Origin of the sequence: Azotobacter chroococcum (assembly GCF_002220155.1) — a bacterium.
Taxonomy (GTDB): Bacteria; Pseudomonadota; Gammaproteobacteria; order Pseudomonadales; family Pseudomonadaceae; genus Azotobacter; species Azotobacter chroococcum.
The window spans coordinates 4183043-4200404 of record NZ_CP011835.1; the positions used below are offsets into that span (position 1 = coordinate 4183043).

Annotated in this window: 17 protein-coding genes; 4 read left to right on the forward strand and 13 right to left on the reverse strand. The window is 69.8% G+C overall.

What is annotated here, in order from left to right; genetic code table 11:
* Window positions 1–41: 41 nt before the first annotated feature.
* From ACG10_RS19595 to dadA, 4 genes are all read right to left on the reverse strand, one after another.
* Entirely contained in the window at window positions 42–590 is a 549-nt protein-coding gene (locus tag ACG10_RS19595; RefSeq protein ID WP_089169491.1) for a cupin domain-containing protein, read from the reverse strand.
* A gap of 88 nt (window positions 591–678) precedes the next feature.
* Window positions 679–1764, reverse strand: coding sequence for an alanine racemase (alr, locus tag ACG10_RS19600; RefSeq protein ID WP_089169492.1), 1086 nt, complete (start codon window positions 1762–1764; stop codon window positions 679–681).
* Window positions 1765–1797: 33 nt separating this feature from the next.
* Complete coding sequence (locus tag ACG10_RS19605; protein WP_089169493.1) at window positions 1798–2151, reverse strand: RidA family protein; 354 nt, start codon at window positions 2149–2151, stop codon at window positions 1798–1800.
* A complete protein-coding gene (dadA, locus tag ACG10_RS19610) occupies window positions 2126–3424 on the reverse strand; it encodes a D-amino acid dehydrogenase (RefSeq protein ID WP_089169494.1) in 1299 nt (432 codons plus the stop codon). Before dadA ends, ACG10_RS19605 begins: the two co-directional genes overlap by 26 nt.
* A 134-nt stretch (window positions 3425–3558) precedes the next feature.
* Here dadA and ACG10_RS19615 point away from each other — a divergent pair, with 134 nt between their 5' ends.
* Genes ACG10_RS19615 through ACG10_RS19625 form a run of 3 tightly spaced genes read left to right on the forward strand, consistent with a single transcriptional unit; the run spans window position 3559 to window position 6956 of the window.
* On the forward strand, window positions 3559–4047 hold the full coding sequence (locus tag ACG10_RS19615) for an Lrp/AsnC ligand binding domain-containing protein (RefSeq protein WP_089169495.1): 489 nt from the start codon (window positions 3559–3561) through the stop codon (window positions 4045–4047).
* A gap of 10 nt (window positions 4048–4057) precedes the next feature.
* Complete coding sequence (locus ACG10_RS19620) at window positions 4058–5374, forward strand: NAD(P)/FAD-dependent oxidoreductase (protein ID WP_089169496.1); 1317 nt, start codon at window positions 4058–4060, stop codon at window positions 5372–5374.
* Between the two features lie 28 nt (window positions 5375–5402).
* The gene (locus ACG10_RS19625; protein ID WP_157731505.1) at window positions 5403–6956 is read left to right on the forward strand and encodes a phospholipase D family protein; all 1554 of its coding nucleotides are present in this window, start codon (window positions 5403–5405) and stop codon (window positions 6954–6956) included.
* A 103-nt stretch (window positions 6957–7059) separates the two neighbouring features.
* Here the strand turns inward: ACG10_RS19625 and ACG10_RS19630 are convergent, their stop codons facing one another.
* The 5 genes from ACG10_RS19630 to ACG10_RS19650 form a co-directional block, all read right to left on the reverse strand.
* On the reverse strand, window positions 7060–8196 hold the full coding sequence (locus ACG10_RS19630) for an MFS transporter (protein WP_089169956.1): 1137 nt from the start codon (window positions 8194–8196) through the stop codon (window positions 7060–7062).
* 57 nt (window positions 8197–8253) lie between these two features.
* Window positions 8254–9747, reverse strand: a complete 1494-nt coding sequence (locus ACG10_RS19635; protein ID WP_089169497.1) for an aldehyde dehydrogenase — start codon at window positions 9745–9747, stop codon at window positions 8254–8256.
* A gap of 133 nt (window positions 9748–9880) precedes the next feature.
* Complete coding sequence (gene rpmG / locus ACG10_RS19640) at window positions 9881–10036, reverse strand: 50S ribosomal protein L33 (RefSeq protein WP_014854577.1); 156 nt, start codon at window positions 10034–10036, stop codon at window positions 9881–9883.
* Window positions 10037–10046: 10 nt separating this feature from the next.
* Window positions 10047–10283 carry a 50S ribosomal protein L28 gene (gene rpmB / locus ACG10_RS19645; protein WP_039806568.1) on the reverse strand — a complete coding sequence of 79 codons (237 nt, stop codon included), beginning with the start codon at window positions 10281–10283 and terminating at the stop codon, window positions 10047–10049.
* A 346-nt stretch (window positions 10284–10629) separates the two neighbouring features.
* The gene (locus ACG10_RS19650; RefSeq protein ID WP_232487146.1) at window positions 10630–11427 is read right to left on the reverse strand and encodes a class II aldolase/adducin family protein; all 798 of its coding nucleotides are present in this window, start codon (window positions 11425–11427) and stop codon (window positions 10630–10632) included.
* A gap of 198 nt (window positions 11428–11625) precedes the next feature.
* Here ACG10_RS19650 and ACG10_RS19655 point away from each other — a divergent pair, with 198 nt between their 5' ends.
* On the forward strand, window positions 11626–13203 hold the full coding sequence (locus ACG10_RS19655; protein WP_089169499.1) for an ABC transporter substrate-binding protein: 1578 nt from the start codon (window positions 11626–11628) through the stop codon (window positions 13201–13203).
* An 88-nt stretch (window positions 13204–13291) separates the two neighbouring features.
* On the opposite strand, the gene rpoH is transcribed toward ACG10_RS19655, so the two are convergent.
* From rpoH to ftsY, 4 genes are all read right to left on the reverse strand, one after another.
* A complete protein-coding gene (gene rpoH / locus ACG10_RS19660; protein WP_089169500.1) occupies window positions 13292–14146 on the reverse strand; it encodes an RNA polymerase sigma factor RpoH in 855 nt (284 codons plus the stop codon).
* Window positions 14147–14248: 102 nt separating this feature from the next.
* A complete protein-coding gene (gene ftsX, locus ACG10_RS19665; RefSeq protein WP_089169501.1) occupies window positions 14249–15256 on the reverse strand; it encodes a permease-like cell division protein FtsX in 1008 nt (335 codons plus the stop codon).
* Entirely contained in the window at window positions 15256–15924 is a 669-nt protein-coding gene (gene ftsE, locus ACG10_RS19670; protein WP_089169502.1) for a cell division ATP-binding protein FtsE, read from the reverse strand. Before ftsE ends, ftsX begins: the two co-directional genes overlap by 1 nt.
* The gene (gene ftsY, locus ACG10_RS19675) at window positions 15921–17309 is read right to left on the reverse strand and encodes a signal recognition particle-docking protein FtsY (protein WP_039806579.1); all 1389 of its coding nucleotides are present in this window, start codon (window positions 17307–17309) and stop codon (window positions 15921–15923) included. The genes ftsE and ftsY overlap by 4 nt, the downstream gene beginning before the upstream one ends.
* Between the last annotated feature and the right edge of the window lie 53 nt (window positions 17310–17362).

The following is a 17362-nucleotide window of genomic DNA, read 5'->3' on the forward strand; positions in this document are numbered from 1 at the left end:
GACACAAGGCGGGCCTGCGGCCCGGCGACCCAGTGCGCCGCTCAGCAATGCGCCGGCGTGGCGGCGCTGAGCAGTCGCGCCGGCGCCGCGAAGGGATTGCAGAAGCGGTGCGGCTGGCCGGCAACCAGGTAGTAGCCATCGCCGCTCTCGAGGATGTAGCGCTGCTCGCCGACCTGCAGTTCCAGGCGCCCTTCGACGAGGATGCCAGCCTCCTCGCCGTCGCGGACCAGCAGCGTCTCGCCGCTGTCGGCGCCCGGCGGATAGGTCACCGAGAGGAAGGCCAGCGCCCGGTCGGGATGGTCCTTGCCGATCAGGCGCATGCTCAGCGGTCCGCGCGACAGCTCGACCTGCTCGGCGGCGCGGTAGACCACCGGGGCGCAGGTTTCCGCCTCGAGGTCGTGGGAGAAGAACTCCATCAGCGACATGGGAATGCCGCCGAGAACCTTCTTCAGGGAGCTGATCGAGGGGCTGACACTGTTCTTCTCGATCATCGAGATGGTGCTGTTGGTGACGCCCGCACGCTTGGCGAGTTCACGCTGGGAGAGGCCTTTGAGCTTGCGTATGGATTGCAGTCGAACACCGACGTCCAAGGCGGGAATCCTCTCGGGAGCCTGAACCAGTTGCGGTTAATGATGGCAACGGCGTTCAGTATTTACAACGCTCCGCCGCAAATTCCGTTCAGCCGTGCCAGACGCGGGCGACCCGCCGCACGTTGCAGAACAGCTGGTAGGCGATGGTGCCGGCCGCCGCCGCCACCGCGCTGGCCGGCACCTGGGCACCCCACAGCTCGACCCGGCTGCCGAGGCCGGCCCGGGGCAGCTCGGTGAGGTCCACGGTGAGCATGTCCATCGACACCCGGCCGATCAGCCGCGCCGGCTGGCCGTCGACGGCCAGCGGCGTGCCGTCCGGCGCGTGTCGCGGGTAGCCGTCGGCATAGCCCATGGCGACCACCCCGACGCGAGTCGGCCGCGGGCTGACGAAGCGCGCGCCGTAGCCCACCGGCTCGCCGGCCGGCAGCTCGCGCACGCTGATGATCTTCGACTCGAGGGTCATCACCGGCTGCAGCCGGGCCGCCTGCGCCTGGTAGTGCTCGAAGGGCGTGGCGCCGTAGAGCATGATCCCCGGGCGCAGCCATTCGCCCTCCTGGCCGCGGCGGAACAGCTGCGGCCAGCCGAGCAGCGCCGGCGAGTTGCGCAGGCTGAACTCCCCGTCGAAGCCCTCCGTCGCCGCCGCGAACTGCGCCAGCTGCTCGGCGACCCGCGGGCTGTCCAGCTCGTCGGCGCGGGCGAAATGGCTCATGGCGACGATCTTCGCCGCCTTGCCGCTGGCTGCGAGGCGCGCATGGGCCGCCCGGTAGTCGGCCGGCGCGAAGCCGACCCGGTGCATGCCCGAATCGAGCTTCAGCCAGCAGGTCAAGGACCGCGCCAGGGGCGTGCGCTCGATGGCCTCCAGCTGCCAGGGCGAATGCACCACGCACCACAGGTCGTGGCGCTGGATCGGCTCCAGCTCGTCCGCCTCGAAGAAGCCTTCCAGCAGCAGGATCGGCGCGCGGATGCCAGCCTCGCGCAGCTCCAGCGCCTCCTCGATGCAGGCCACCGCGAAGCCGTCGGCCTCGCCTTCCAGAGCCTGGGCGCAGCGCAGCGCGCCGTGCCCATAGGCATCGGCCTTGACCACCGCCAGGGCGCGGGCGCCGCCCAGTTCGCGGGCCAACCGGTAGTTGTGGCGCAGGGCGGCAAGATCGATCAGGGCACGGGCGGGGCGCATGGGATGTTGCTCTCGAAGGGGTAAGGGTGAGCCTCAGGGCAGCGCGGCGACGACCGTCATCTCCACCCGGGCGTCATCGCTGTACAGCCGGGCCTCGACGCAGGCCCGCGCCGGCGCGCAGCCGGCCGGCAGCCAGGCGTCCCACACCGCGTTGAGGCCGGCGTAGTCGGCGGCCATGTCCTTCAGGTAGATGGTCACCGAGAGCAGCCGCGACTTGTCGCTGCCGGCCTCGGCGAGCAGCCGGTCGACGTTGGCCAGGGTCTGCCGGGTCTGCTCCTCGATGCCGCCGCCGTAGTCGTCCGCCAGCTGCCCGGCCAGGTAGACAGTGCCGTTGTGGACGACGATTTCGCTGTAGCGCGCTTCAGTTCGCAGGCGCCGGATGGACATGGGTGGAGTTCTCCTGGGAGTTGCCGTAACGGGAAATGTCGAGGCCTGCGGCGCTGATCTGCGGGCGCTTGCGTGCCAGCAGGTCGGCCAGCAGGCGGCCGGAGCCGCAGGCCATGGTCCAGCCCAGTGTACCGTGCCCGGTGTTGAGGAACAGGTTGCGGTAGCGGGTCGCGCCCACGATCGGCGTGCCGTCCGGGGTGGCCGGGCGCAGGCCGGTCCAGAACTCGGCGCGGGCCAGGTCGCCGCCGCGGGGATAGAGGTCGCCCACCACCAGCTCGAGGGTTTCGCGCCGGCGCGGATTGAGCGACAGGTCGAAGCCGGCCAGTTCGGCCATGCCGCCGACGCGGATGCGCTGATCGAAGCGGGTGATGGCGACCTTGTAGGTCTCGTCGAGGATGGTCGAGGTCGGCGCCAGGGCCGGATCGACGATGGGAATGGTCAGCGAGTAGCCTTTGAGCGGATAGATCGGCGCGCGGATGCCCAGCGGCGCGAGCAGCTGCGGCGAATGGCTGCCGAGGGCCAGCACGTAGTGGTCGGCGCTTTCCAGGCGGCCGTCGATGCGCACGCCTGCGATGCGCCCGCCGTCGCTCTCCAGACCCTCGATGTGCCGGCCGAAGCGGAACTCCACGCCGAGCCCGGCGGCCAGCTCCGCCAGGCGGCTGGTGAACAGCCGGCAGTCGCCGGTCTGGTCGTTGGGCAGACGCAGGGCGCCGGCGAGCTTGTCGGCGACGCCGGCCAGGGCCGGCTCGACGCGGGCGATGCCGGCGCGGTCGAGCAACTCGTAGGGCACCCCGGAGCGCTCCAGCACGGCGATGTCCTGGGCCGCGGCGTCCAGCTGCTGCTGGGTGCGGAATAGCTGGGTGGTGCCCAGCTGACGGCCCTCGTAGTCGAGGCCGGTCTCGGCGCGCAGCTCGTCGAGGCAGTCGCGGCTGTACTCGGAGAGACGCACCATGCGCTCCTTGTTCAGCGCATAGCGCGCGGCGGTGCAGTTGCGCAGCATCTGCGCCAGCCAGAGGTATTGGCGGGGATCGGCGGTCGGCTTGATGGCCAGCGGCGCGTGGCGCTGCAGCAGCCACTTGAAGGCCTTGAGCGGCACACCGGGCGCCGCCCAGGGCGAGGCGTAGCCGGGCGACACCTGGCCGGCGTTGGCGAAGCTGGTTTCCATCGCCGGCCCCTCGGCGCGGTCGACCACCGTCACCTCGAAACCGGCCCGGGCCAGATAGTAGGCCGTGGTGGTGCCGATCACTCCGCTGCCCAGTACCAGTACGCGCATGACGGTTTCCCCCTGCAAGCTGCAAACCTTGAATGTCTCCAGTATAAAAAGCCCAAGCCAGTGGCTTGCACTATTTGAACGTCTATATTCAGGTGATTTTCCGGAAACGGGCACCTTCGCCCGGAGAAATCCATGTGAGAACCCAGCACCAGAGCCGCCGCGAACTGGACCGCATCGACCGCCACATCCTGCGCATCCTGCAGCAGGAGGGACGCATCTCGCTCACCGAGCTGGGCGAGCGGGTCGGCCTGTCCACCACCCCCTGCACCGAGCGGGTCCGCCGCCTGGAGCGCGAAGGCTTCATCCTCGGCTATGCGGCGCGGCTCAACCCGCAGTACCTGGGCGCCGGCCTGCTGGTGTTCGTCGAGATCAGCCTGGCCTACAAGTCCGGCGACATCTTCGAGGAGTTCCGCCGGACGGTGCTGAAGCTGCCCCAGGTGCTGGAATGCCATCTGGTTTCCGGCGACTTCGACTACCTGCTCAAGGCGCGCATCTCGGAGATGGCCTCCTACCGCAAGCTGCTCGGCGACATCCTGCTCAGGCTGCCCCATGTGCGCGAGTCGAAGAGCTATATCGTCATGGAAGAGGTCAAGGAAAGCCTGGAACTGCCAGTGCCGGAATGAGGAGTCGCCGATGAACGCATCGCCAGCGGGCTCGCCCGCCCCTGCGGACAACCACGCACCGTCCTACTACGCCGTCACGGCCGGCCCGCTGCCGGCGTTTCCGGCTCTGGAGGGCGAGCTGCGCGCCGACGTGTGCGTGGTCGGCGGCGGCTTCAGCGGGCTCAACGCCGCCCTCGAACTGGCCGAGCGCGGCCTCTCGGTGGTCCTGCTGGAGGCGCGGGTGCTCGGCTGGGGGGCCAGCGGGCGCAACGGCGGGCAGCTGATCCGCGGCCTCGGCCACGATCTGGAACGCTTCCGCCCGCTGCTCGGCGCGGACGGCGTGCGCGCCCTGAAACTGATGGGGCTGGAGGCGGTGGAGATCGTCCGCCAGCGGATCGAGCGCCACGCCATCGACTGCGACCTGACCTGGGGCTACTGCGACCTGGCCACCCGGGCGCGGCATGTCGCGCACCTGCAGGCGGAATGCGCCGAGCTGCAGGCGCTCGGCTACCGCCACGAGCTGCGCCTGCTGGAGGCCGGGCAGATGCACGAGGTGATCGGCTCCGAACGCTACTGCGGCGGCCTGCTGGACATGGGCTCGGGCCATCTGCATCCGCTCAGGCTGCTGCTCGGCGAGGCCGCCGCGGCGCAGGCGCTCGGCGTACGGCTGTTCGAACGCTCGGCGGTGACGAAGATCGACCACGGCCGCGAAGTCTGCGTGCACACCGCCCGCGGCCGGGTCCGCGCCGCCAGCCTGGTGCTCGCCGGCAACGCCCATCTCGGCGACCTCGAACCGGCGCTGGCCGGCAAGGTACTGCCGGCCGGCAGCTACCTCATCGCCACCGAGCCGCTCTCCCCGGCCCTGGCCGCCGAGCTGCTGCCGCAGAACCTGGCGGTCTGCGACCAGCGCGTGGTGCTCGACTACTTCCGCCTGTCCGCCGACCGCCGCCTGCTGTTCGGCGGCGCCTGCCACTATTCCGGGCGCGACCCGCGGGACATCGCCGGCTACATGCGGCCGAAGATGCTCAAGGTGTTCCCGCAACTGGCCGGGGTGCGGATCGACTACCAGTGGGGCGGGATGATCGGCATCGGCGCCAACCGCCTGCCGCAGATCGGCCGGCTGCCCGGGCAGCCCAACGTCTACTACGCCCAGGGCTATTCCGGCCACGGGCTGAACGCCACCCACCTGGCCGGCCGGCTGCTCGCCGAGGCCATCGCCGGGCAGCAGGGCGGCGGCTTCGACCTGTTCGCCCGGGTGCCGCACCGCCGCTTCCCCGGCGGCCCGCGCCTGCGCGCGCCGCTGCTGGCCCTGGGCATGCTGTGGCAGCGGCTCAGGGAGCTATGCTGACACGCAGCGATCGGCGTTTTTCCGGAGGATCGATGTGCGCATCCTCGTCCTGCTGGTCCTGCTCTGCCTGGCCGGCTGCACGGGCCAGGTTCCGCGGCAGCCCAGCGCAGCCCTGCCGGCCCAGGGCACCTGGCTCGGCGCGACCGTGCAGGCCGCAGCCGGGCGCCATCCGGCCGGGCAGTCCGGCTTCCGTCTGCTGAGCGACGGCAACGAGGCCTTCGCCGCCCGCGCCGAACTGCTCCGCCACGCCCAGCGCAGCCTCGACCTGCAGTACTACATCGCCCACGACGGCCTCAGCACCCGGCTGCTCACCGCAGAGCTGCTGCAGGCCGCCGACCGCGGCGTGCGCGTCCGCCTCCTGCTCGACGACACCACCAGCGACGGCCGCGACCACCAGATCGCCGTGCTGGCCGCCCACCCGAACATCCAGATCCGTCTGTTCAACCCGCTGCACCTCGGCCGCAGCCACGGGGTCACCCGCAGCCTGGGGCGCCTGCTGCATCTCTCCCAGCAGCACCGGCGCATGCACAACAAGCTGTGGGTGACCGATGGCTGCGTGGCCATCGTCGGCGGACGCAACCTTGGCGACGAGTACTTCGACGCCGAGCCGGAGCTGAACTTCGCCGACATCGACCTGCTCGGCGCCGGTCCGGTCGCCGAGCATCTGGCGCATGGCTTCGACCAGTACTGGAACAGCGCCCTGAGCGTGCCCATCCAGCAGTTCCTGTACCGCCCGCCCTCGACCCGGGCGCTGGCGCGGCTGCGCGCCCGCCTGCAGCGCTCGCTGACCCGCGCCACCGTCGAGCAGCCGGACCTGCACGGCGCCCTGACCGCCTACCGGCGCGAGCCGCGCCTGCGGAACTGGCTGGAACGGCTGACCTGGGCCCACAGCGTGGCGCTCTGGGATGCCCCCGCCAAGGTGCTCAGCCAGGGAGTCCCCGAGCCGCACCTGCTGCTCGGCGCGCAACTGGCACCGGACCTGCGGCAGGTCTCCAGCGAGCTGATCATGATTTCCGCCTATCTGGTGCCCGCCGCCGACGGTCTCGTCTATCTGACCGGCCTGGCCGACGGTGGCGTGCGCGTCAGCCTGCTGACCAACGCGCTGGAAGCCACCGACGTGCCCATCGTGCATGGCGGCTATGCGCCCTACCGCAGGCCGCTGCTGGAACATGGCGTGCGCCTGTTCGAGCTGCGCCGGCAGGGCCATGGTTCCGGCTCGCGCTACAGCTGGAGCGGCACCTCGGCCTCCGCGCTGCACAGCAAGGCGGCGATCTTCGACCGGCGCAAGGTGTTCATCGGCTCACTCAACTTCGACCCGCGCTCGCTGCTGTGGAACACCGAGGTCGGCGTGCTGGTGGACAGCCCGGTGCTGGCCGAGCGAATGCGCGAACTGGCCCTGGCGGGGATGCGGCCGACGATCAGCTACGAGGTGCGTCTGCTGGAACGCGACGGGCGCCGGCGGCTGGTCTGGATCGCCGAGGACAACGGTCGACGCCGCATGCTGGAAACGGAGCCCGGCAGCTTCTGGCGCCATTTCCACGCCTGGCTGGCAGAACTGATCGGCCTGGAAAACCTGCTCTGACTGCAGCGATCTCTGGGCGCGCAGCCTTCAGCTCCCTCTCCCCCAGCCCCTCTCCCATGCCTGGGTCCGGGCACTCCTTGAGCCCGAGTACAGTGAAACGGCTCTAGGCGGCCTCGCCGGCAGCCGTGCGGCGCAGTTCCAGCAGGAGAAAGCCGGCCGCGCCGGCAGCCATCAGCAGCGGCAGCGCATGCCCGCTCAGCCACTGGCTGGCCGCGCCGGTGGCCAGCGGTCCGAGCAGGCAGCCGATCCCCCACAGCTGGGCCACATGGGCGTTGGCGCGGACCAGCGCCGCATCGCGGAAGCGCTCGCCGACAAGGATCAGGGCCAGGGTGAACAGACCGCCCGCGCTGGCGCCGAACAGGATCAGCAGCCCCCAGATGAAGGCGCTCTGCAGCAGCGCCGGAATCGCCAGGCTGACCAGCAGCAGGACCAGGCCGCAGGTGCGGAACAGGGCCCGGCGCGGCACCCCGTCGGCGAGCCAGCCGAGCGGCAGCTGCAGCAGCGCATCGCCGATCACCACCGCGCCGGCCATGCGCAGCGCGGTCGCCTGGTCCAGCCCCTGGCGCAGACCGTAGACCGGCAGCAGGGTGAGGATCATGGTCTCGAAGGCGGCGAACAGCACCACCGCCCAGGCCACCGTCGGCAGGTGCCGGCAGAATCCACGCAGACCGCGCCCGACGCCCGGGCGGGCATCCATCTGCGGCGCACCGCGCGCGCCGAGCAGAAGCAGCGTGCCGCCGAGCATGAGCAGCACCGCGCCCCAGAAACCGGCATCTCCGGCGGTTCCCAGCCAGCTCAGCAGCAGCGGGCCGGACAGCTGGCTCAGCGCATAGCCGGTGCCGTACAGTGCCACCAGCCGGCCGCGCCAGGCCTCCACGGCCAGCTGGTTGATCCAGCTCTCGCCGAGGATGAACACCAGGGTCAGGGTCACACCGAGCCACAGGCGCAGCGCCAGCCACAGCGGGTAGCTCGGCAGCAGGGCCAGCAGCGCCACCGACAGCGCCCCGACCAGCAGACTCAGGCGCATCAGCCGCGCCGCACCGAAGCCCGTCGCCAGGCCTCCGGCCAGAGACGCGCCGAGCAGCACGCCGATGCCCGGCATCGCCGCCATCACGCCAATGGCGAAGGGTCCATGGCCCCAGCCCTCCAGACGCAGGGAAACCAGCGGCAGACTCAGCCCGAGGGCCAGCCCGACACTGATCACCGCGGCACAGACGGCGAAATAACTGGCCCAGGGCATGGACGCCGCCAGCGGAGCCGGCAGGCGTTCCGGGCGGGCCATGTCAGGGCGGCGCCGTCACAGCTTGATCCAGGTGGCCTTCAGCTCGGTGTACTTGTCGAAGGCATGCAGCGACTTGTCGCGGCCGTTGCCGGACTGCTTGAAGCCGCCGAACGGCGCGGTCATGTCGCCACCATCATACTGGTTGACCCACACGCTGCCGGCGCGCAGCGCCCGGGCGGTGCGGTGGGCCCTGGACAAGTCGCGGGTCCAGATTGCCGCGGCCAGGCCGTAGCTGGTGTCGTTGGCGATCTGCACGGCCTCCTCGGGAGTGTCGAAGGCGATCACCGAGAGCACCGGGCCGAAGATCTCCTCGCGAGCGATCTTCATGGCATTGCTCACCCCGTCGAACACCGTCGGCTCGACGTAGGTGCCGCCGGTCTCCTCGAGGACGCGCCGGCCGCCGGCCAGCAGGCTGGCGCCCTCGTTCAGTCCGGCCTCGATGTAGCCGAGCACGGTGTCCAGCTGCTGGTGGTCCACCAGGGCGCCGACATTGGTCGCCGGGTCCAGCGGATGGCCGGGCCGCCAGGTCTTGAGCGCCTCCAGCAGCAGCGGCAGGAACTGGTCCTTGATCGAGCGCTCGACCAAGAGGCGCGAGCCGGCGGTGCACACCTCGCCCTGGTTGAAGGCGATGGCGCCCGCCGCGGCCTCGGCCGCGGCCCTGAGGTCCGGCGCGTCGGCGAAGACGATGTTCGGGCTCTTGCCGCCGGCCTCCAGCCAGACGCGCTTCATGTTCGACTCGCCGGCATAGACCATCAGCTGCCTGGCGACCCGGGTCGAGCCGGTGAACACCAGGCAGTCGACGTCCATGTGCAGCGCCAGCGCCTTGCCCACCGTGTGGCCGTAGCCCGGCAGCACGTTGAGCACGCCGGGCGGGATGCCCGCCTCGAGCGCCAGCTGGGCGAGGCGGATGGCGGTCAAGGGCGACTTCTCCGAGGGCTTGAGGATCACCGAGTTGCCGCTGGCCAGCGCCGGCCCGAGTTTCCAGCAGGCCATCAAGAGCGGAAAGTTCCACGGCACTATGGCCGCCACCACGCCGATCGGCTCGCGGGTGACCAGCCCCAGCTCGTCGTCGGGGGTCGCGGCCACCTCGCCGTAGAGCTTGTCGATCGCCTCGCCGCTCCAGCGCAGCGCACGGGCCGCCGCCGGCACGTCGATCCTCAGCGCGTCCGTGATCGGCTTGCCCATGTCCAGGGTTTCCAGCAGGGCCAGCTCCTCGCGGTGGATTTCCAGCAGCTCGGCCAGACGGATCATCACCGCCTTGCGCTTGGCCGGTGCCAGGCGCGACCAGCGACCGCCCTCGAAGCTGCGCCGCGCCGCCGCCACCGCCAGCTCGGCATCGGCCACGTCGCAACTGGCCACCTGCGCCAGCAGGCGTCCGTCGATCGGACTCAGGCAGTCGAAGGTCGCGCCGTCGACGGCCGCCAGGTAGTGGCCGTCGACGAAGGCGCGGCCCTCGAGGGTCAGGCTGCGGGCACGCTCTTCCCAGTCGGTGCGCGTCTGTGTGGTCATGGGGGCATCCTCTCGTCACTGAAGCGATCGAAACACCCTACCCCCCGCCCCCGGGGCTTTCAATACGGGCGCGGGGCCCGAAAACGAAGAAGCCCGCCAAAAGGCGGGCTTCTTCGTCAGGCAGCCGGATCAATTACTTGATCTTGGCTTCCTTGTAGATCACGTGCTTGCGCACGACAGGATCGTACTTCTTGATCTCGATCTTGTCGGGGGTGGTGCGCTTGTTCTTGTCGGTGGTGTAGAAGTGGCCGGTACCGGCGCTGGACACCAAACGGATCAGATCACGCATGACTATCTCCTCAAACCTTTTCGCCGCGAGCGCGCAGCTCGGACAGTACGACGTCGATACCGCGCTTGTCGATGATGCGCATGCCCTTGGCGGAAACGCGCAGACGCACGAAACGCTTCTCGGATTCGACCCAGAAGCGGTGATGCTGCAGGTTCGGCAGGAAACGACGGCGGGTTTTGTTGTTCGCGTGGGAAATGTTGTTCCCGGTAACCGGACCCTTACCGGTCACTTGACAGACTCTCGACATGCCTCAGCCCTCAAAAACCACATGCCCAACCCGGCATGGGTTGGCCGCTTATCTTTCAGTCATTCGGCGCCCGGCGATTCGTGCGAAAGGCTTCCGCACGCCAGTTGCGCCACGATTCATCGGGGTCTGACCGGCTGTCACTGCCAACGCAGGAAGCGGGCCCCTAGAAAAGAGCGCTGCTTTATATCAGAAAGCCTCCCATTGGGCAAGAATCGCAAGGCTTCGGGCGGCCGCCGGCGGGCCCTCGCGCCATCCTGTGCTCATGCCGTCGATGCCCGGCTCGCCCCGGCATCCCTGCCACCGGCAGAACACCAATAAATCCGCCCCTCCCCCTCTCGCGGAGCCTTCAGTCCCGATAGGAAGCATCCAGCGCGTCGACCTTCCGCACCCAGGCATCGAACACCGCCCTGCACAGCTCTGGCTGCCGGGCGCCTGCCTGCAGACGAGTCCGGGCCAGTACGTCCGCCGACAGGCGCGTCATGCGCCCGACAGAGGCGGCGGCGATCTGGATGTCGCAGGCGCGCTGCAGCAGCCACAACCACATGAACGCCTCCTCGAGCGTCTCGCCCCAGGTCAGCAAGCCGTGGTTGCGCAGGATGACCACGCGCCTGTCGCCGATGCTCGCGAGCATCCGCGCCCGCTCCTCGAGGTTCACCGTCACGCCTTCGAAGTCGTGATAGGCGACCTGACCATGCAGCTGCGCCCCATAGAACGAATCATGGGACAGCCCGTCCTCCAGGCAGGCGACCGCGCTGCCGGTGGTCGTGTGCGTGTGCATGACGCAATGGGCGGCCGGGATATGGCCGTGAATGGCGCCATGGATCACGAAGCCGGCCAGGTTGACCGGATGCCCGGCTGGCCGGACGGGCCTGCCTTCGAGGTCGACGGCGACGAGATTCGAAGCCGTCACTTCGCTGTAGTGCAGCCCGAACGGATTGATCAGGAAGACCGTCTCCGGCCCGGGAACGCGCAGCGTGATGTGATTGAAGATGGACTCGGTCCAGCCCAGATGGTCGAAAACGCGATAGCAGGCGGCGAGCCGCACCCGGGCCTGCCGCTCCGCCTCGGAGATCGGCAGCAGACGGTCGCCGAGGCGGGGCGCCCGATCCATCAACAGATCCTTGGGCTTCGAGGTTTCGCTCACGTCCGTTGCCCTCCCGCGCACCCTGATGAATGTCGAAGGATAGCTTCGCTACGGCGCCCGATGCGGCATGAAGGCAAAATCCGCTTATCGAAACGTACGGGGATAGCCGGCCACGGGTGAGCCACTTTCCAGGAAAACTGCTCCAGAATAGCCCTCCTCCCCGAAAACCCGCCCGTCCGCCCCTTTCAGGAGCCCCGCATGCGCCTCGCCCTTCTTCCGCTGTTGTTCGCCCCGCTGCTGAGCCAGGCCGCCAGTCTCGTCGTCTGCACCGAGGCCAGCCCGGAGGGGTTCGACGTGGTGCGCTACAACTCGCTGACCACCACCAACGCCTCCGCCGACGTGCTGATGGACCGTCTGGTCGAGTTCGACCCAGAGAGCGGCCAGCTGCAGCCGGGCCTGGCGCAGAGCTGGCAGGTGTCCGCGGACGGTCTGGTCTACGACTTCCGGCTGCGCGAAGGCGTGGCCTTCCACCAGACGCCCTGGTTCACCCCGAGCCGGACGCTGACTGCCGAGGACGTGCTGTTCAGCTTCCGGCGCATGCTCGATCCGACCCACCCCTGGCACAGGACGGCGCCGAGCGGCTATCCGCACGCCCAGTCGATGCAGCTCGGCGAGCTGATCCGCAGCATCGAGGCGGTCGGGCCGCAGCAGGTGCGCTTTACCCTCGCCCGCCCCGACGCCACCTTCCTCGCCACCCTGAGCATGGGCTTCGCCTCCATCTATTCGGCCGAGTACGCCGCCCGGCTGCTGGCCGCCGGCACGCCGCAGCAGCTCGACAGCCAGCCGGTCGGCACCGGCCCCTTCGTGCTCAAGCGCTACCAGAAGGACGCGCTGGTGCGCTATCTGGCCAACCCCGACTACTTCGCCGGAAAGCCCGCCGTCGACGGGCTGGTCCTGGCCATCACCCCGGACGCCAACGTGCGCCTGCAGCGCCTGCGCCGCGGCGAGTGCCAGATCGCCCTGTCGCCGAAGCCGCAGGACGTGCGCGCGGCGCAGGACGATCCGAGCCTCGAGGTGGTCGCCACCCCGGCCTTCATGACCGCCTTCGTCGCCCTCAACAGCCAGCACCCGCCGCTGGACAGGCCCGAGGTGCGCCAGGCGATCAACCTCGCCTTCGACAAGGCCAGCTACCTGAAGGCGGTGTTCGAGGGCAGCGCGCAGCCGGCCGACGGCCCCTATCCGCCGACTACCTGGAGCCATGCCGCCGACCTGCCGGGCTATCCCCACGATCCGGCCCGGGCCCGCGAACTGCTGGCCAGGGCCGGGCTGGCGGAAGGCTTCAAAACCACTATCTGGACGCGTCCGGCCGGCAGCCTGCTCAACCCCAACCCGGCGCTCGGCGCCCAGCTGCTGCAGGCCGACCTGGCCAAGGTCGGCATCCTGGCAGAGATCCGGGTGATCGAGTGGGGCGAGCTGATCCGCCGCGCCAAGGCCGGCGAGCACGACCTGCTGTTCATGGGCTGGGCCGGCGACAACGGCGACCCCGACAACTTCCTCACCCCGCAGTTCGCCTGCGCCTCGGTCGCGTCGGGACTGAACTTCGCGCGCTACTGCGACGCCCGGCTGGACCAGCTGATCGCCGCGGGCAGGCGCAGCAGCGACCAGGCCGAGCGAAGCCGGCTGTACCGGGAGGCACAGAAGCTGATCCGCGAGCAGGCGCTGTGGCTGCCGCTGGCCCACCCCACCGCCGCCGTGCTGGTCCGCAGGGCCGTCGAGGGCTATCAGGCCAACCCGTTCGGGCGCCAGGATTTCAGCAAGGTGCGGGTGGAGCGGTGAGAGAGAGGGAGGGAAGCAGAGAGGCGACAGCTACGCTGCCGTTGGTGGGTTACGGCCTGTGGCCTAACCCACCCTACGGGGAAGGGGGTTACGCCAGAATCGAGCCCTTGAGCTTGTTCAGAGCGCTCTTCTCCAGCTGGCGGATACGCTCGGCGGAAACCTTGTACTTGGCCGCCAGGTCGTGCAGCGTGGCCTTCTCCTCGGCCAGCCAGCGCTGGTAGAGGATGTCGCGGCTGCGCTCGTCGAGCCCGTCCAGCGCCTCGTGCAGGTTGGCCGCGGAGCTGTCGCTCCAGTCGGCCTCCTCCAGCTGGCGCGCCGGGTCGTAGCGCTGGTCCTCGAGGTAATGGGCCGGCGCCTGGAAGGCGCTGTCGTCGTCGGCATCGGTCGCCGGGTCGAAGGCCATGTCCTGGCCGCTCAGGCGGCTTTCCATCTCGCGCACCTCGTGCGGCTCGACGCCCAGGCTCTCGGCCACGGCCTCGACCTCGTCGTTGTTCAGCCAGGCCAGGCGCTTCTTCTGGCTGCGCAGGTTGAAGAACAGCTTGCGCTGCGCCTTGGTGGTGGCGATCTTGACGATGCGCCAGTTGCGCAGGATGAACTCGTGGATCTCGGCGCGGACCCAGTGCACCGCGAAGGACACCAGGCGCACGCCCATTTCCGGGTTGAAGCGCTTGACGGCCTTCATCAGGCCGACGTTGCCTTCCTGGATCAGGTCGGCCTGGGCCAGACCGTAACCGGAGTAGCTGCGAGCGATGTGGACGACGAAGCGCAGGTGCGCCAGCACCATCTGCCGCGCGGCTTCCAGGTCCTGCTGGTAGTAGAGACGATCGGCCAGTTCGCGCTCCTGTTCGGGCGTCAGCAGCGGGATGCTGTTGACCGCGTGCACGTAGGCCTCCAAGTTGGCGCCGGGGACCAGGGCGGAAACAGGTTGCAGGGAATTGGTCATGCGAATCCTCCGTCTCACTGGGAATGGCCAGTGTAGCATCGGAGGCTCTGACTGCAAGCCGCCGTAAAAGCTCCGTTACAGCCCAGCCGAAGCGCCTGCCAATCAGCGCGGTGCCAGCTCGCTCAGGTGCCGCGCCACGGCCAGCCAGGCACCGACATAGCCGAGCAGGACGGCCCCGAGCAGCAGCGACAGACCGTCCTCCAGCGGTACCCCGCCGAGGGCGAAATCGCTGCCGTAGAGCCCGGCCAGGCTCAGCACCGACGCGTTCAGCCAGTCGAGCCCGTAGACCAGCACCAGCCAGGCCAGCAGCCCGGCGCCGCCGCCGTACAGCGTGCCCATATAGAGGAAAGGTCGACGCACGTAGCCGTCGGTGCCGCCGACCAGCTTGATCACCTCGATCTCGCTGCGGCGGTTTTCGATGTGCAGGCGGATGGTGTTGCCGATCACCAGCAGCAGGGCCAGCACCAGCAGCAGGGTGAGACCGAAGACGAAGCGCTCGCCGAGCGCGAGGATCGCGCCGAGGCGCTCGACCCAGAGCAGGTCGAGCTGCGCCAGCTGCACGCCGGACAGATCCGCCAGCTGCTCGCGCAGGGTTTCGAGACCGGCCTTGTCGATCTGCCGGGGGGTGACCAGGATCACCCCGGGCAGGGGGTTCTCCGGCAGCCCGCGCAGCGCCTCGCCGAGTCCGGACTGGCGCTGGAACTCCTCCAGTCCCTGCTCGCGGCCGATCCACTCGGCCTCGGCCACTTCCGGCAGCGCGGCGATCCTCGCCCGCAGGCGCTCGCCCGCCGCATCGTCCACGTCCAGCGTGGTGAACAGGGAAATCTGCGCGGCGCGCTGCCAGGAGCCGCCGAGCCGCGCGACGTCGTCGAGCAGCAGCGACAGCCCCATGGGCAGGCTGAGGGCGACGGCCATCGCCAGGCAGGTGAGGAAGCTGCCCACCGGCTGGCGGCCGAGCCGGCGCAGGCTGTCGACCAGGCTGGCGCGGTGGCTGTCCAGCCAGGCCACCAGCAGCGTGACGAAATCCGGCTCGGCGCTCTTCACCTCGGCCCTGGGCAGGGCGCCGACCCGTTCGGATGGCCGCGGCTCGGGCAGGTTGGAATCGCTCATCAGGCGGCCTCCCCGTCGGCGATCAGCCGCCCGCGCTGCAGGGTGAGCAGGCGGTGGCGCATGCGCGCGATCAGCGCCAGGTCGTGGCTGGCGATCAGCACCGTGGTGCCGAGACGGTTGATGTCCTCGAACACCTTCATGATCTCCGCGGCCAGGCGCGGATCGAGGTTGCCGGTCGGCTCGTCGGCCAGCAGCAGGGCCGGCTGGTGGACCACCGCACGGGCGATGCCGACCCGCTGCTGCTGGCCGGTGGACAGGTCGGCCGGGAACTGCTCGGCCTTGTCCTGCAGGCTGACCCGCTCCAGGGCGAGCAGGGTGCGCCGGGCGATCTCGTCCTTGCCCAGGCCGAGAATCTTCAGCGGCAGGGCGACGTTGTCGAACACGCTGCGGTCGAACAGCAGCTGGTGGTTCTGGAACACCACGCCGATCTGCCGGCGCAGGAAGGGGATCTGCGCGGTGGTGATGCTCGACAGATCCTGCCCGGCGAGCAGCAGCCGGCCGCTGGTCGGCCGCTCCATGGCCAGCAGCAGGCGCAGCAGGGTGCTCTTGCCGGCGCCGGAATGGCCGGTGACGAACAGGAACTCGCCGTGCCGCACGTGGAAGCTCAGCTCGTGCAGGCCGACATGGCCGTTGGGATAGCGCTTGCCGACCTGTTCGAAGCGGATCATTGCGCCGGCTTCTCCGCGAACAGCGCGCGGACGAACTCCTCGGCGACGAAAGTGCGCAGGTCGTCGACGCCCTCGCCGACGCCGATGTAGCGGATCGGCAGGCCGAACTGCTTGGCCAGGGCGAAGATCACCCCGCCCTTGGCGGTGCCGTCCAGCTTGGTCAGCGCCAGGCCGGTGACCTCCACCGCCTGGTTGAACTGCCTGGTCTGGTTGATGGCGTTCTGGCCGGTGCCGGCGTCCAGCACCAGCAGCACCTCGTGGGGCGCCGCGTCGTCCAGCTTGCCGAGCACCCGGCGGACCTTCTTCAGCTCCTCCATGAGATTGTCCTTGGTGTGCAGGCGACCGGCGGTATCGGCGATCAGCACGTCCATGCCGCGCGCCTTGGCGGCCTGCAGGGCATCGAAGATCACCGAGGCGGAATCCGCGCCGGTGTGCTGGGCGATCACCGGAATCCGGTTGCGCTCGCCCCACACCTGCAACTGCTCGACGGCGGCGGCGCGGAAGGTGTCGCCGGCGGCGAGCATGACCTTCTTGCCATCCTGCTGCAGGCGCGCGGCCAGCTTGCCGATGGTGGTGGTCTTGCCGGCGCCGTTGACGCCGACCACCAGGATCACATAGGGGCGCTGCGCGGACTCGAGCGCCAGCGGCTGCTCGACCGGCTTGAGCAGCGCGGTCAGCTCCTCCTGCAGCGCGCGGTACAGCGCCTCGCTGTCGGCCAGCTCCTTGCGCGCCACCCGCAGGGTCAGGCTCTGGATGATCGCCGTGGTGGCCTCGACACCGACGTCGGCGAGCAGCAGGCGGGTTTCCAGCTCCTCCAGGAGCTCGTCGTCGATCGCCTTCTCGCCGAGAAACAGGCTGGCCATGCCTTCGCCGAGAGTCGAGCCGGTCTTCGCCAGCCCCTGGCGCAGGCGGGCGAAGAAGCCGGACTTGTTCGGCCGCGGGGCGGGCTGGGCGACCGGGACGGCCGGCTCGGCCTCGACCGCCGGCAGCGGCTCGGGCTCGCTCACCGGCGCCGCTTCCGCGGCGGGAGCCGGCGTGCCGTGCGCGGCGCCGCGCCAGCGGCTGGAGAAGACCACTTCCTCTTCGGGTGCGGCAGGCGCCTGGTCGGCGACCTCGGGCACGGACGATCCGACAGCCGGGGTCTCCGGCTGCACCTCGACCACCGGCGCCGGCACCTCGACCACCGCCGGCTGCGGCTCGGGCTCGGCCGGGCGGGCGGCCTCGGCGGCTTCCTCCGCCGGCGACGGTTCTTCGCTGCCGGCTTCCGGAGCAGCTTCCTCGGGGGCGGGCGCCGGTGCGGATTGTTCCTTCTTGCGGAACCAGCCGAACAGGCCTTTCTTCTCTCCGGCCTCGGCCGGCTTCTTGTCGTCGTTTGAACCAAACATGCAGACGGCTTTCTCAGGGGGGCGATGAGACCGGCGGGCTTGGCCGCCGGCGA